Source organism: Nocardia amikacinitolerans NBRC 108937, from assembly GCF_001612615.1.
Classification (GTDB): Bacteria; Actinomycetota; Actinomycetes; order Mycobacteriales; family Mycobacteriaceae; genus Nocardia; species Nocardia amikacinitolerans.
In genome coordinates this window covers 72,706-86,879 of sequence record NZ_BDAU01000020.1, presented here as the reverse complement: position 1 = coordinate 86,879, position 14,174 = coordinate 72,706, and the positions used below count along the sequence as shown (strand labels likewise).

General features: G+C 68.0%; 12 protein-coding genes and 2 tRNA genes. 6 read left to right on the top strand and 8 right to left on the bottom strand.

Going from position 1 to position 14,174, the window contains the following annotated elements; all coding sequences use genetic code 11:
* Positions 1 to 19 precede the first annotated feature (19 nt).
* The gene (locus tag NAM01S_RS17045; protein ID WP_067786358.1) at positions 20 to 517 is read right to left on the bottom strand and encodes a pyridoxamine 5'-phosphate oxidase family protein; all 498 of its coding nucleotides are present in this window, start codon (positions 515 to 517) and stop codon (positions 20 to 22) included.
* 79 nt (positions 518 to 596) lie between these two features.
* Here NAM01S_RS17045 and NAM01S_RS17040 point away from each other — a divergent pair, with 79 nt between their 5' ends.
* The 3 genes from NAM01S_RS17040 (at position 597) to NAM01S_RS17030 (ending at position 3,335) form a co-directional block, all read left to right on the top strand.
* Positions 597 to 1,022, top strand: coding sequence for a winged helix-turn-helix transcriptional regulator (locus NAM01S_RS17040; protein ID WP_067786356.1), 426 nt, complete (start codon positions 597 to 599; stop codon positions 1,020 to 1,022).
* A 197-nt stretch (positions 1,023 to 1,219) separates the two neighbouring features.
* Complete coding sequence (locus NAM01S_RS17035) at positions 1,220 to 1,945, top strand: YoaK family protein (RefSeq protein WP_067786354.1); 726 nt, start codon at positions 1,220 to 1,222, stop codon at positions 1,943 to 1,945.
* A gap of 37 nt (positions 1,946 to 1,982) precedes the next feature.
* Positions 1,983 to 3,335: a TIGR01777 family oxidoreductase gene (locus tag NAM01S_RS17030; protein ID WP_067786352.1), complete on the top strand. Its 1,353-nt coding sequence runs from the start codon at positions 1,983 to 1,985 to the stop codon at positions 3,333 to 3,335.
* Positions 3,336 to 3,343: 8 nt separating this feature from the next.
* Here NAM01S_RS17030 and NAM01S_RS17025 read toward each other — a convergent pair whose 3' ends face one another.
* Positions 3,344 to 4,180, bottom strand: coding sequence for a MerR family transcriptional regulator (locus NAM01S_RS17025; RefSeq protein ID WP_067786424.1), 837 nt, complete (start codon positions 4,178 to 4,180; stop codon positions 3,344 to 3,346).
* 136 nt (positions 4,181 to 4,316) lie between these two features.
* Here NAM01S_RS17025 and NAM01S_RS17020 point away from each other — a divergent pair, with 136 nt between their 5' ends.
* The 3 genes from NAM01S_RS17020 to NAM01S_RS17010 all read left to right on the top strand — a co-directional run bounded on the left by NAM01S_RS17020 (position 4,317) and on the right by NAM01S_RS17010 (position 7,566).
* A complete protein-coding gene (locus NAM01S_RS17020) occupies positions 4,317 to 4,916 on the top strand; it encodes a lipocalin family protein (protein ID WP_067786350.1) in 600 nt (199 codons plus the stop codon).
* 103 nt (positions 4,917 to 5,019) lie between these two features.
* A complete protein-coding gene (locus tag NAM01S_RS17015; RefSeq protein ID WP_067786348.1) occupies positions 5,020 to 6,333 on the top strand; it encodes a cryptochrome/photolyase family protein in 1,314 nt (437 codons plus the stop codon).
* Positions 6,334 to 6,378: 45 nt separating this feature from the next.
* Positions 6,379 to 7,566 carry a DUF1444 domain-containing protein gene (locus NAM01S_RS17010; protein ID WP_157107770.1) on the top strand — a complete coding sequence of 396 codons (1,188 nt, stop codon included), beginning with the start codon at positions 6,379 to 6,381 and terminating at the stop codon, positions 7,564 to 7,566.
* 50 nt (positions 7,567 to 7,616) lie between these two features.
* On the opposite strand, the gene NAM01S_RS17005 is transcribed toward NAM01S_RS17010, so the two are convergent.
* The 6 genes from NAM01S_RS17005 to gyrB all read right to left on the bottom strand — a co-directional run bounded on the left by NAM01S_RS17005 (position 7,617) and on the right by gyrB (position 14,094).
* Positions 7,617 to 7,689 (bottom strand) — tRNA-Ala (locus NAM01S_RS17005).
* A gap of 24 nt (positions 7,690 to 7,713) precedes the next feature.
* A complete protein-coding gene (locus tag NAM01S_RS36150) occupies positions 7,714 to 7,821 on the bottom strand; it encodes a DLW-39 family protein (RefSeq protein WP_218018413.1) in 108 nt (35 codons plus the stop codon).
* 29 nt (positions 7,822 to 7,850) lie between these two features.
* Positions 7,851 to 7,924, bottom strand: a tRNA-Ile gene (locus tag NAM01S_RS17000).
* Positions 7,925 to 8,334: 410 nt separating this feature from the next.
* Positions 8,335 to 9,438, bottom strand: coding sequence for a DUF3566 domain-containing protein (locus NAM01S_RS16995; RefSeq protein WP_067786344.1), 1,104 nt, complete (start codon positions 9,436 to 9,438; stop codon positions 8,335 to 8,337).
* Positions 9,439 to 9,479: 41 nt separating this feature from the next.
* Positions 9,480 to 11,993 (bottom strand): DNA gyrase subunit A, encoded by a 2,514-nt coding sequence (gene gyrA / locus NAM01S_RS16990; RefSeq protein WP_067786342.1) that lies wholly within the window; start codon positions 11,991 to 11,993, stop codon positions 9,480 to 9,482.
* A 55-nt stretch (positions 11,994 to 12,048) separates the two neighbouring features.
* Positions 12,049 to 14,094, bottom strand: coding sequence for a DNA topoisomerase (ATP-hydrolyzing) subunit B (gene gyrB / locus NAM01S_RS16985; protein ID WP_067786340.1), 2,046 nt, complete (start codon positions 14,092 to 14,094; stop codon positions 12,049 to 12,051).
* Between the last annotated feature and the right edge of the window lie 80 nt (positions 14,095 to 14,174).

Sequence of the window (14,174 nt, the reverse complement as noted above, 5' to 3'; positions counted from 1 at the left end):
GTCCGACCGACTCGAGCACTTACCCGGTCCGCGCGACCTCGACGGCGGGCTGCCAGATCCGGCTGCGCAGATCGGCGCCGCGAATCACCTGGACGCGCCACGGTTCCAACCGCATGATGTGCAGCGTCGGATCGTCCGGCGCGCGCCAGAACTGGCCGAGGTGATAGCCGGCGCCCGGCGGGCTGGTCTGCGCGTACAGGTCCCAGACCCGTCGGCGCGTTGCGAGGTCGTCCACCCACTCGGCCGTCGCGTCCACCGCGACGGAGTTGTTGCCGCGCGCCAAGTAGGAGAAGTTGACGTGCGGGTTCCGCGCGATGTGCGCCGCCTTGACCGGCGTCTTGTAGGTGGCGAGCCAGCCGAGCGGAGCCCCGTCGACCCGCTCCCAGACCGGGATGAGCACGCGGGTGCGCGGGCGGTTCTTGCTGTCGACGGTCACCATCGTCGCGTACACGATGCGCCCCACGTAGGCGTTGAACTCCGCCTCGATCTCGTCGAAATCCTCGACCTTCTGGGTCATGCCGAAGTCCTTTCGGTTCCCGATGCGACTGTCGGTTACTTCTTGTAACCAAGGGCATCATCGGACACCATGAAGAGCTGTGGAAGACGGCACTTCTGAGTCACTCGGTTACTGCGCGGATACCGAGGACTACACCGCACGCCAGTGGGACACCCGCGAGGACTGCGATGTGCGCCAGATCCTCGACCGCATCGCCGACAAGTGGTCGCTGCTGACCATCGCGCTGCTCGCGGAACGCACCATGCGGTTCACCGAATTGCGCCGCGAGATCGACGGGGTCAGCCAGCGCATGCTCACCCGTACGCTGCGTCACCTGGAGCGCGACGGCCTGGTGCGACGCACCGTGTATCCGGTCGTCCCGCCGCGGGTCGACTACGAACTGACACCGCTCGGCGGCAGCCTGCACGAGACCATCCAGGCGCTGGTCACCTGGACCGAGGATCATCAGCGCGAGATCGCCGAGGCGCGGACCGCCTACGACGCGGCCGCTGCTGCGCCGGTGTGATCCGAAGAGCAGGTCCGCAGCCAGGCGACGGCAGCACGGCGCCAGTGTGATCCGGCCGCCGAGTCCCCAGCAGGGTGACGGGGTCGACAGCACAAGTCCGGCAAACCCCTGGACACACCCAGCGTCGGGTCAGCTGATTCTCAGGACGCGCGGGTATCACTGGGGAGGTCGCATCCACCGCGTGAGGAGTCTGACCTGTGAAACAGCCGGATGAGGACCGCAGAAAGGAACTCTTCGACGCCGATGCCCGACTCTCCTGGGTACTGGCCGCGCTGGCCGGTTTGATCGGCGCCGCGGCGTTCATGCACACCGCCGGCTACTTCGTCACCTTCATGACTGGCAACACCGAGCGCGCGGTACTCGGCGCGTTCCACGACGAACCCGACCTGGCCGTCGCGGCCGCGCTGCTGTTGACCGCGTTCCTGTCCGGCGTGGTCGTGGCCTCCTGGTGCCGCAGGCACTACTGGTCGGGTCATCCGCACGGACCCACCCTGCTCACGACCGTGTGCCTCGCGCTGGCCTCGATCATCGACCTGGTGCTCTACAACGTGACCGATACGTCCCGGATCGATTTCGTCCCGATCCTGTTCGTCGCCTTCGGCGTCGGCGCGCTGAACACCTCGTTCGTCAAGGACGGCGAGGTCTCGGTGCCGCTCAGCTACGTCACCGGGACACTGGTCAAGTTGGGCCAAGGCATCGAACGCCATATCGGCGGCGGCGATTACGCCGACTGGCTCGGGTATTTCCTGCTGTACCTGTCCTTCGGGCTCGGCGCGCTGATCGGCGGTCTGCTGAGCTTGCTGGTCGCGGGTTGGGCGATGCTGATCACGGCGACGGTGGTGTGCATGCTCGTCACCGGCTACACGTACCTGCACCTGGACAAGCACGGTCCGCTGCCGATCGAGAAGCCGAACGACGCATAAACGTTTCATCCGAGCGGCACGCGACTACAGTCGAGACATGGGCATCGAGTGCTCGAGCGTTGTCGCCGCGCCCCGGTCCGAAGTCTTCGCCTGGTACGCGCGCCCAGGCGCGTTCACCAGGCTCGCGCCGCCGTGGCAGCCGGTCTCCCCGATCGCCGAGGCCGATTCGCTGGCGGGCGGACGCGCCGTGCTCGGTCTGCCCGGCGGGTTGCGCTGGGTGGCGCGGCACGATCCCGACTGCTACCTCCCACCGCAACGGTTCGTCGACGCCGTCGCCGCGAACGGACTCGCCTCGCTGCCCGCCGCGGGGCTGCTCCGCTGGCGGCACGTGCACGAATTCGAGGAGGTCGGCGCCCGCCACACGCGCGTGATCGATCGGGTGCGGACGCCGATTCCCGAGTTCGTGCTTCGCCCGATGTTCGACTACCGGTACCGCCAGCTGGCCGACGACCTGCTCGCCCACCACCGCGCCGCCGAGCACGGCTTCGGTCCGGCGACCATCGCGGTGACGGGCGCGTCCGGCCTGGTCGGCACCGCGCTGTGCGCCTTCCTGAGTACCGGCGGCCACCGTGTGCTGCGGCTGGTGCGTCATCCGGCCCGCACGCCCGAAGAACGCCAGTGGAATCCCGCCCATCCCGACCCCGCGCTGTTCGACGGTGTCGACGCGGTGGTCCACCTGGCGGGCGCGTCGATCGCGGGACGGTTCACCGAGGGGCACAAGCGGGCGGTCGCCGACAGCCGGATCCAACCGACCCGCAAGCTGGCCGAACTCGCCGCGCGCTCCGGACTTTCGGCATTCGTCAGCGCCTCCGCCATCGGCTACTACGGCTACGACCGCGGCGACGAGACGCTCACCGAGGAGGCGGACTGGGGCGACGGTTTTCTCGCCGACGTGGTCGCGAACTGGGAGGCGGCGACCCGCCCCGCCGAGAAGGCCGGAGTACGGACGGTCCGTATCCGCACCGGCATCGTGCAGTCTCCGCGCGGCGGCACCCTGCGGCTGCTGCGCCCGCTGTTCACCGCGGGCCTCGGCGGACGGATCGGGGACGGCAGCCAATGGCTTTCCTGGATCGCGCTGGACGACCTGGTCGACGTCTACCACCGCGCGCTGTGGGACGAATCCCTAGCGGGAGCGATCAACGCCGTCGCGCCGTATCCCGTACGCAACAGCGAATACACCGAGGTGCTGGCCCGCGTGCTGCACCGTCCCGCGCTCCTTCCTGTGCCCGACTTCGGCCCGAACCTACTGCTCGGCAAGCAGGGTGCGCGCGAACTCGCGGCCGCGGGCCAGCGCGTCCTGCCGACCCGGCTTGTCGCGGCGGGACACGAATTCCGCACTCCCGGCCTCGACGCGGCGCTGCGTCATCTGCTCGGGCGGACCAGGCACTGACAAGGAAGTCAGCGCAGCCGATCGACGGCGTCCGCCAGACTCGCCACCCGCGCGGCGGCGTCCGGCAGGATCACGTCGTCCCAGCCCGGACCGCCGAGGAGTACGCGCGCACCTGCCGCGAGACACGCGCGAACAGCCGAGGTCAACGCCGTGGACTCGCGCTGCGACCAGAGCAACACCGCGGCCGGATCCCGCTGCCTGGCAAGGGCGTCCACCAACGCCGCGGTCGGAACGTCGGGCCCGAGCATCCGCGCGCCGACACCGCGTTCGGCCAGCGCGGCGCGCAGCACATCGAGTGGCAGCGAATGCGTTTCGCCGCTGGTGCAGGCGAGCACGGTGCCTGCGGGACCGACCGGCGGATTCGTTCGTTGCATGGCGGCCGTGACGCACCAGGAGAGCAGGTGTTCGACATCGACGCACCCCTCACCACTGCCCTGTCGCGCGACGATCTCGGCAAAAGCCGGGCGGCACAGGCGTTCCCAGGTGTCGACCACGCCGTGGGCGCGAACGTGCGATTCGACGAGGGCGGTGACCGTGCCCGTCTCCAGGGCGAACGCGGCGGCGAGCAGCGCGGTCCGATCGCCGAGCGCCAGCACGGGCCCGCGTGCGGCCGCGGCGGCGCCCGCCGGGCTCGCGCCGCCGCGGATCAGTTCGAGCATCCGCTCCAGCAGCGCGATGTCGGATTCGGTGTAGAGGCGGTGGCGCCCGGGGCGATCCTGGGCGGGCCCGATCTCGTAGCGGCGGTTCCAGCTGCGCAGCGTCGCCGTCGGGATGCCGAGACGCTCGGCCACCGCGCGCACCGTGTAACCGGCCGCGTCGGGAACGGAGGCGGAACCGGCGGTCATCGTCTCATTCTGCCCGGTCGGGGTCGTCCGGTTCCGCATGGACGCCCGGATTCGCGTCGAACCCGGCGGAGAACTTGCATCGTTTCTGCATCGTTGACTGATAGCATGGCCAGAGTCGCCGATCCGAGGAGGTCCCATGGACTCGCGCCGAACAGCACGATGGTGTGCGCGTCTGGCGACCGCAGTCGTCGCGGTCGCCGGTGCGGCAGCAGGAACGGCCACGGCCGAGCCGCCCGCCCCGGTGCCCAGTTTGGAACTCGACCGCTACCTCGGCCAGTGGCGACAGCTCGCCGCGATACCGCAGTACTTCAACCTGGCCTGCGCCCGCGACACCACCGCCGACTACGCGCTGGACCCGCGCGGCGATATCGCCGTGCACAATCGCTGCATCACTTGGACCGGTACGGTCAACGAGATCCGCGGCACCGCGCGGGTGAACGATCGAGCGACGAACGCGCAGCTGCACGTCAGCTTTCCCGGCGTCCTCACCCAGGATCAATTGGACGGTCCGACGAACTACATCGTGACCGCGCTCGGCCCGGACTATTCGTGGGCCCTCGTGACCGACCCGGACCGCACCTCGGGCTTCGTGCTCGCCCGCGAACCCGCGCTTGACCAGCGATCCTGGTCGGACGTGCGGGCGGCGATCGCCGCGGCGGGCCAAGACTCGTGCTTCTACCTCACCTCGCCGACGACGGGCGGGTTGTCCACGATCGAGCCGCTGTGCACGGCGTGATGTTCGACAGCGTGCGGACCCCGCGAGGGTCGCGTTCGCGCCGGTACGGAAGAGCCGCCCGTGCCCGCGCGGCGCGACCCTCGTGGGGCCCGGGAGCCGGCCGATGACCACCTCGGTGGCGCTGTTCACCCGCGACCTGCGGGTGCACGACAATCCGGTGCTCACCGCGGCGCACCGGACGGGCGACACGGTGGTTCCGCTGTTCGTCGTCGACCGCGAGCTGGTGCCGGATCGCTGCCCGCCCAACCGCGCCCGCTTCCTCGCCGCCGCCCTCGCCGAACTCGACGACGAACTCCGTGCGACCGGCGGAAGACTGGTACTGCGCCGCGGTGACGTGGTGGACGAGGTCGATCGCGTGGTCGTCGAAACCGGCGCCGCCGGCGTGCATCTCGCCGAGGATGTGAGCGGGTACAGCCGATCGCGAGCGCGGAGATTGCGAGAACGCTTGCGGGACCGCGACTGTCGCGTCGACGAGCACGCCGCCACCGTCACCGCGGTCGACCCGGAGCTGCTCGTGCCGTCCACCGGTCGCGATCACTTCTCGGTCTTCACTCCTTACTTCCGGCGGTGGACCGAAGCGCACCGGCGCAAGCCCCTCGGCAAACCACGCGCCCTCACCCTGCCGCGAATAGCGGGCGACCCGCTGCCGAAGCCCGAGGATCTGTGCACGGGTGAATCCTCGCCGCACTTGGCCGTCGGCGGCGAGACGACGGGCCGGAAACTGCTGCGCGACTGGCTGTCCGGTCCGCTGGCCGACTACGCGCGGCTCGGCGACGATCTGGCCGCCGACGCCACCTCCCACCTCTCGCCCTACCTGCACTTCGGCTGCCTGTCCCCCGCCGAGGTGGTGCACCGCGTCGACATGTCGACCGAGGGTGGTCAGGCCTTCGCGAGGCAATTGGCTTGGCGCGACTTCCACCACCAGCACCTCGCCGCCCGGCCCGACGCCGCCTGGCACGACTACCGCGCGCGCCAGATCCGATGGCGCGACGATCCGCGCGCGGTCGACGCCTGGCGGGATGGCCGCACCGGTTATCCGATCGTCGACGCGGGCATGCGCCAGCTGCGCGCCGAGGGCTGGATGCCCAATCGCGCACGACTCATCACGGCCAGCTTCCTCACCAAATCCCTTCGGGTGCATTGGCGCATCGGCGCGGACCACTTCCTGCACTTGCTCGTCGACGCCGACCTCGCCAACAACCAGCTCAACTGGCAGTGGGTGGCGGGCACCGGCACCGACACCAGGCCGAATCGCGTGCTCAACCCACTGCGCCAAGCCAAGCGCTACGACCCCGACGGCGATTACGTCCGCCGTTGGATACCCGAACTCGCGCACCTGGAGGGGCCGCGTATCCATCTGCCGTGGCGCGCGGACGCCGACTACCCCGCCCCGATCATCGACTGCGTCGGCATGTGAGCGCACCGGGCTGCGGTTGTCGGTGCGGGTGATTACGTTGGCCGAGTGGATAATTCATCAACGCCGACGCCGAGCGAGTTCGCCGCGTTGGTGCGCCGCAGGCTCGACGACCTCGGCATCGATGGCGCGAAGTACCAACCCGAGGAGTTCTGCTTCGAACTGCCCGATGGCCTGGTCGTCAACCTGCACAACATCTTTCGCGATACCGCCGACCTGACGGCCGAGGACCGGTCGGAGCGCGTCACGCGGTTCCTCTCGGCGTTGCGCGCCGACGAGGAAGTCCCCACGGATTGGGAAAGCGCGCGGCCCACGCTGTTTCCGGTGCTGCGCCCGTCCACCTACGGCGGGCAGGCCATGCGCCCGCTCTCGCGCCCGGCCTTTCCTTTCATAGACGAGCTGATCGCGATCGATATGCCCGACAAGCGCGTGCTCGTCACCACCGATCACGTGACGGGTTGGGGCGTCACCGTTTTCGAGGTGTTCGAGGCCGCGCGGGAGAACCTCGCCGCGAAACCGCCTTCGATCGACCTGTCCGATGGCGGGCTCACCCGAATCGTCGACACCGGCGACTTCTACGCGACGTCCTGGCCGCTCCTCCCCGGCTGGCTCGCCTCGCTCGGCGCCGAGGGCCGCCGCGCGGTCGCCTTCATCCCCGAAGACGACGCCCTCATCCTCACGCTGGACGAGCCAGAACTCCTCGAGCAGCTCTTCGACGCCGTGGAGGACCAGTACGTCGACGCGGTGCGCCGCCTCTCCCCGCAGGCCTACACCACCGACGAGCGCGGTGTGGTCGTCCCGTTCGACCGGGCAGGCCCGCATCCGCAACTGCCCGCCGCCAACCGGGCGCGCTGCGGCCTGGCCACCACCGAGTACCAGGCACAGCACCAGGAGCTCATGGAGGCGCTGGAAGAGGAAGACGGCTTCGCGCCGTTCGGCATCGATCCCGCGTACCCCTGCGAGCTCCTCTTCGCGCACAGCGACAATGGTTTCTACACCATCGCCCCCTGGGCCGCCGAGATCGATACCCTGCTCCCCGAAGCCGACTACATCGACCTCTGCCTGACCGACGACAACGACGAGATCATCGAAACCCTCGCGATCCCCTTCGCCACCCTCGTCGCCAACGCCGACCTCGTCCCGGTCCGCACCCTCTCCCCACCCCGCTACCTGGCCAAAACCTGGCCCGACACCCCTACCTTGGCCCGCCTGCGCGCCGCCGCCGTCGACCTCTAGCCCGGAAACGAGAATCGGCGCGTGCTCTGAACGAGCACGCGCCGGTTGAGTGGAGCCTAGGGGAATCGAACCCCTAACCCCTGCCTTGCAAAGGCAGTGCTCTGCCAATTGAGCTAAGGCCCCGAGTCCCCGAGGGTGGAATGATTTTCAGCGGGTGGTGACCTCGTGCCACAGGTCCGCTTCGTCACGCTTGCGCAGCTTGGTTATTCCGAAGAGAACCGCGACCACGACGCCGACCGTGAGGAGAATCTTCATGGTTCCCACCCTACTGTCATGTTCGGGAGTGGGCCTAGGAGGACTTGAACCTCCGACCTCTTCGTTATCAGCGAAGCGCTCTAACCGCCTGAGCTATAGGCCCGTGTGGCATCCGTTCAATGTCAAGTACCTGAACCCGCCGAGGAGAAAGGTTACCCGACGCCACCGTAATCAACCAAAACGGCTGGTAGCGGGCTCGGCGCGGCCACCTGCCGCAGCGTCGCCACCACGACGACCGTCGTGCTGACGTGGGTACCTCCCGCCCCTCGAACGACAACGGCCGGCGCCGGCCTGCCACGGTCTCCCACCACGAGACCGGCGACGGTCGGCGTCGACCTGGCGGGTGCTCCCGCGCCCCACGCCCGCGTCGACCTGGCGTGATGCCCCTACGAACGACAACGGCCGGTACCGCCCTGAATGGGAGGTACCGGCCGCTGCCGAGAAGTTTCGCGGACCGGGTAGATCCGCCTTCCCTCCGGCCGTACGCGGAGTCGACGACGCCCGAGTGGGGACTTAGTCCGGATCCGCCAGCGTCACCTGAATACCGCCGACCAGATCACAGCACTGGTTGTAGATGAACGTGCCGACCGTGCCGAGCGCGGTGAACAGCACCACGTTGATCAGCCCGATGACGCCCGCGTAGCCGAACACCGTGCCCGCGTCGATCAGGCCCACCGAGCCGCTGTCCTGGGACACCATGTCGGTGAAGGTGTTGTTCAGCCGCTCCCACACGCCCATGCCCTCGAGCACGATGTAGAGCAGACCGACGGCGAGCATCCACACGAAGAACAGCGCCACGCTGATCACCAGCGAGATCTTCAGCGTCGACCAGGGGTCGATGCGGCGGATCTGCACGGTGGCGCGCAGCGGCTCGCCGGAGGCGACGGCCGCCGCGACCGCGACCGGCGCCGCGGGCGAGACGTGCGCCTGCGGGCTCATGCCGACCGGCTCGGGGTGCGGTAGCGGGTGCCGGATCTCGGACAGGTCGGGCATGTCCTTGATCAGTTCCGGCCGCGCGATGCTGCGGGTGGGTCCGTCGATGCCGACCGACTTCACCATCGCCGCTTCCTTGCGAGCCGCCTTGGCCGCGAGGTCGGCCGTGGTGCGCGCGTTGGTGACGCCGCCGTTCAGGCCGACATTGCCCGCGCCGCCCGAACCGGCGCCGAGCCCGCCGCCACCGTCCGCGGGCGGCCTGCCCGCCACCGGCGCCTGACCTGGGCGGTACAGGTTCGACTGCGGCTCGCGCTGCGGCAGCTGCGACCAACCGTCCTTGTACTGCGACTGACCGCCGCCCGGCGCGGGTTTCGCACCGTCGGGACCGCCGGATTCACCGGGCGAACCCATCCGAACGGTCTCCTGATCGAACCCTTCCTGCCCGCCGCCGGACTCCGGCGCGCCCTTGGGCGCTCCCTGGTTGGGCGCACCCTGCTTGGGCCCGAAATCGCCCTGCTGGCCGACGTTCTGCTGCGGCTGGCCACCCTGCTGGCCCCCGCCCGGCTGTCCGGTTTCGCCCGCGCCGGGCCGGGGGATCGGCCGCGGCGGAATCGGAGACGGTGCGATCCGTTCGGTCACACCGTTCGTCTGGTGTCCGTCATTCGGCTGATTCGGAGTGGTCAATGGGAATCCTTAGATCCGTTCGTTGCCGCCGCTTGGAAGGGTTACTGCTCAGAGGAACCGGTGTCGTCGCCACCGTCGACCTGATCGGGCTCGTCGGCGTTGCGCGCGATAGCAAGCAACGTATCGCCCTCGGCGAGGTTCATCAATCGAACGCCCTTGGTCTGTCGCCCAGCCTTACGAACCTGCTTTGCCGCCGTCCTGATGACTCCGCCGACGGAGGTGATCGCGTAGAGCTCATCCTCGTCGTCGACGATGAGCGCACCGACCAGAGTGCCACGCCGAGCGTCGAACTGGATAGTCAATACACCTTTACCGCCGCGTCCCTGCGCGGTGTACTCCTCGATCGCGGTGCGCTTCGCGTAGCCACCCGAGGTCGCGACCAGCAGATACGTTTCCGGCCGAACGACGTTGAGCGACAACAGTTCGTCCTCGGCGTTGAACCGCATGCCCTGCACGCCGGAGGTGGCGCGTCCCATCGGACGCAGCGCCTCGTCGGTGGCCGAGAAGCGGATCGACTGACCCTGCGCCGAGACGAGCAGCAGATCGTCGTCGGCGGAGCAGAGCACGGCGCCGACCAGCTCGTCCTCGTCGCGCAGGTTCACCGCGACGATGCCGCCGCTGCGGTTGGAATCGAAGTCCGAGAGCCTCGACTTCTTCACCAGACCATTCTTGGTGGCCAGCACCAGATACGGGGCGTCTTCGTAGGATTTGATCTGAATGATCTGGGCGATCTTCTCGTCCGGCTGGAAGGCGAGCAGGTTGGCCACGTGCTGACCGCGCGCGGTCCGGTTCGCCTCGGGCAGCTCGTACGCCTTGGCGCGGTAGACCCGGCCCTTGTTCGTAAAGAACAGCAGCCAGTCGTGCGTCGAGGTGACGAAGAAGTGCTTGACGATGTCGTCCTGCTTGAGACCCGCGCCCTGCACGCCCTTGCCGCCGCGCTTCTGCGAGCGGTAGAGGTCGGTCTTGGTGCGCTTGGCGTAACCGGTCTCGGTGATGGTGACGACCACGTCCTCGCGGGCGATCAGGTCCTCGTCGGCCACGTCGCCGTCGGCGGCGATGATGCGGGTGCGCCGCTCGTCGCCGTACTTCTCGACGATCTCGGCCAGCTCGTCGCGCACGATCGCGCGCTGACGTTCCGGTTTGTCCAGAATGTCCTTGTAATCGGCGATTTCGCTTTCGATCTTGGCCAGATCGTCGACGATCTTCTGCCGCTCCAAGGCGGACAGACGCCGCAGCTGCATGTCGAGGATGGCGGTGGCCTGGATCTCGTCGATCTCGAGCAGCTGCATCAGGCCCGTACGCGCGGTGTCGGTGTTGGCCGAACGCCGGATCAGCGCGATGACCTCGTCGAGCGCGTCGAGCGCCTTGACCAGACCGCGCAGGATGTGAGCCCGCTCCTCGGCCTTGCGCAGCAGGTAGCGGGTGCGCCGGACGATGACTTGCAACTGGTGATCGACGTAGAGCCGGATCATCTGGTCCAGGCGCAGCGTGCGCGGCACGCCGTCGACGATGGACAGCATGTTGGCGCCGAAGCTGGTCTGCAGCTGGGTGTGCTTGTAGAGGTTGTTGAGCACCACCTTGGCGACGGCATCGCGCTTGACCGTCACCACGATTCGCATGCCCGCGCGGTCGGAGGACTCGTCGTGGATATCCGAGATACCCGCGATCTTGCCGTCCTTGACCTGCTCGGCGATCGAGTTGATGAAGTTGTCGGTGTTGACCTGGTACGGCAGCTCGGTGATGACGATCGTGGTGCGACCGCGGTTGTCCTCTTCGATCTCCACAACACCGCGCATGCGGATCGAGCCGCGACCGGTGGTGTAGGCGTCGTTGATGCCCTGGTTGCCGACGATCAGGCCGTGCGTCGGGAAGTCCGGGCCCTTGACCCGCTCCATGCACGCGGCGAGGGTGCTCTCCTCGTCGGCGTCGTAATTCTCCAGCGCCCAGTAGATCGCCTCGGCGAGCTCGTTCAGGTTGTGCGGCGGAATGTTGGTCGCCATACCGACCGCGATGCCGTTGGAGCCGTTCATCAACAGGTTCGGCACCCGGCTGGGGAGAACCACCGGCTCCTGTGAACGACCGTCGTAGTTCGGCGTGAAATCGACCGTCTCGTGGTCGATCTCGCGCAGCAGCTCCATCGCGAGCGGCGTCAGGCGGCACTCGGTGTATCGCATGGCGGCCGCGCCGTCGTTGCCGCGGGAACCGAAGTTGCCCTGGCCGTCGACCAGCGGGTAGCGCAGCGACCACGGCTGCGCCATGCGGACCAGGGTGTCGTAGATCGACGCGTCACCGTGCGGGTGGTAGTTACCCATGGTCTCCGCGACCGGGCGCGCGGACTTCACGTAGCCGCGGTCCGGGCGGTACCCGTTGTCGTACATCGCGTAGAGCACGCGCCGGTGCACCGGCTTGAGGCCGTCGCGCACGTCGGGCAGCGCGCGGCCGACGATCACGCTCATCGCGTAATCGATGTAGCTGCTCTGCATTTCGTTCTGGATGTCGACCGGCTCGATCCGGTCGCCTGCACCGCCGTTCGGTGGCAGCGTTGTCTCAGTCATGCGGTCTCCTTAGCGGGGCGTGAAAAGGCTGAATAGCAGCGGGTTCTCACGCCGGCTACACGTCGAGGAAGCGAACGTCCTTGGCATTGCGGGTGATGAAGCTGCGACGCGCCTCGACGTCCTCGCCCATCAGAACGGAGAACAGCTCGTCGGCCGCGGCCGCGTCGTCGAGCGTCACTTGACGAAGCACCCGCACCGCCGGGTCCATCGTGGTCTCCCACAGCTCCTTGGCGTTCATCTCGCCGAGACCCTTGTAGCGCTGGACGCCGTCGTCCTTGTTGATCTTCTTGCCCGCGGCGAGACCCGCCTCGAGCAGGCCGTCGCGCTCCCGGTCGGAGTAGGCGAACTCCGGATCGCTGCGCTGCCACTTGAGCTTGTACAGCGGCGGCTGCGCCAGGTAGACGTGGCCGTGCTCGACAAGCGGGCGCATGAAGCGGAACAGCAGCGTCAGCAGCAGGGTCGAGATGTGCTGGCCGTCCACGTCGGCGTCGGCCATCAGCACGATCTTGTGATAGCGCAGCTTGGCGATGTCGAACTCGTCGTGGATACCGGTGCCGAAGGCGGTGATGATCGACTGGACCTCGTTGTTCTTGAGGACCCGGTCGATGCGCGCCTTCTCGACGTTGATGATCTTGCCGCGCAGCGGGAGGATCGCCTGGTACATCGAGTCGCGGCCGGACTTGGCCGAGCCACCGGCGGAGTCGCCCTCCACGATGTAGATCTCGGACTTGCTCGGGTCCTTGGAACGGCAGTCGGCCAACTTGCCGGGCAGACCGCCCAGGTCGGTGGCGGACTTGCGGCGGACGAGCTCGCGCGCCTTGCGGGCCGCGACGCGCGCCTGGGCCGAGGAGACGGCCTTCTGCACGATGGTCTTCGCGTCGGCCGGATTGGCCTCGAACCAGTGCGCGAGGTGCTCGTTGCATGTCCGCTGCACGAACGACTTGACCTCGGTGTTGCCGAGCTTGGTCTTGGTCTGGCCCTCGAACTGCGGGTCGGAGATCTTCACGCTCACGATCGCGGCGAGACCCTCGCGGATGTCGTCGCCGGTGAGGTTGCCGTCTTTCTCCTTGAGCAGCTTCTTGTCTTTGGCGTACTTGTTCACCACCGTGGTGAGCGCGGCGCGGAAGCCCTCTTCGTGGGTACCGCCCTCGTGGGTGTTGATGGTGTTGGCAAAGGTGTGGACAGATTCCGAATAGCCGGAATTCCACTGCATCGCGACCTCGAGCTCGTGCCCGGTTCCCTTGCCGGTGAAGCCGACGACCGAGTTGTGGATCGGCTGCTTCGTGCGGTTGAGGTGCTTGACGAAGTCCTCGAGCCCGCCCGGGTAGTGGTAGGTGCGGACCTTGACCTTCGGCTCCTCGGCGACGGGCGCGTTCTCATCGAGATGCTTGGGCGCCTCCGCGGTGTCGCTGACGACCTCGTCGGTCACCTCGCTCTCGGAGACCCGCTCGTCGGTGAGGGTGATGGTGAGGCCCTTGTTCAGGAACGCCATCTCCTGCAGACGCCGCGCGACCGTCTCGAAGTTGAAGGTCGTCGTCTCGAAGATCTCCGGATCGGGCCAGAACCGGATGGTGGTTCCGGTGCGCTTGGTCGCCTCGCCCTGCACCAGTTTGCCCGGCTTGGAGTCCTTGTACTCCTGGGTCCAGTGGTATCCGTCGTTGTCGATCTCGGCCTCGAGCCGGGTCGACAGCGCGTTCACCACCGAGATGCCGACGCCGTGCAGACCGCCGGACACCGAGTACGCCTCGGAGTCGAACTTGCCGCCCGCGTGCAGCTGGGTCATGACCACCTCGATGGTGGGGATGCCCTGCGCGTGCATGCCGGTCGGGATGCCGCGGCCGTCGTCGACCACCTCGACGCCACCGTCGGCAAGCAGCTTCACATCGACGCGCGTGGCGTAGCCCGCCATCGCCTCGTCGACGGAGTTGTCGACGACTTCCCAGATCAGGTGGTGCAGGCCGCGCTCACCGGTCGAGCCGATGTACATGCCCGGGCGCTTCCGGACGGCCTCGAGTCCCTCGAGGACGGTGATGGAGGAGGCACCGTAGTCCTGCTTGCCCGATGTCGCCTTGGTCGAATCGTTGGAGTCCTTGGCAGCCACTGGTCGGTAGCTCTCCTTACTTGCTGACCCCGGCGCAACGATCGCCACAGCGCAAGCGCGGCCCGTGTCTTGACAGGTCG

Bases quoted from the DNA above. Each gene is read 5' to 3' on its own strand.
- NAM01S_RS17045 (WP_067786358.1), bottom strand. From the start codon at position 517: ATGACCCAGAAGGTCGAGGATTTCGACGAGATCGAGGCGGAGTTCAAC.
- NAM01S_RS17030 (WP_067786352.1), top strand. From the start codon at position 1,983: ATGGGCATCGAGTGCTCGAGCGTTGTCGCCGCGCCCCGGTCCGAAGTC.
- NAM01S_RS17025 (WP_067786424.1), bottom strand. From the start codon at position 4,180: ATGACCGCCGGTTCCGCCTCCGTTCCCGACGCGGCCGGTTACACGGTG.
- NAM01S_RS17020 (WP_067786350.1), top strand. From the start codon at position 4,317: ATGGACTCGCGCCGAACAGCACGATGGTGTGCGCGTCTGGCGACCGCA.
- NAM01S_RS17015 (WP_067786348.1), top strand. From the start codon at position 5,020: ATGACCACCTCGGTGGCGCTGTTCACCCGCGACCTGCGGGTGCACGAC.
- NAM01S_RS36150 (WP_218018413.1), bottom strand. From the start codon at position 7,821: ATGAAGATTCTCCTCACGGTCGGCGTCGTGGTCGCGGTTCTCTTCGGA.
- gyrA (WP_067786342.1), bottom strand. From the start codon at position 11,993: ATGACTGAGACAACGCTGCCACCGAACGGCGGTGCAGGCGACCGGATC.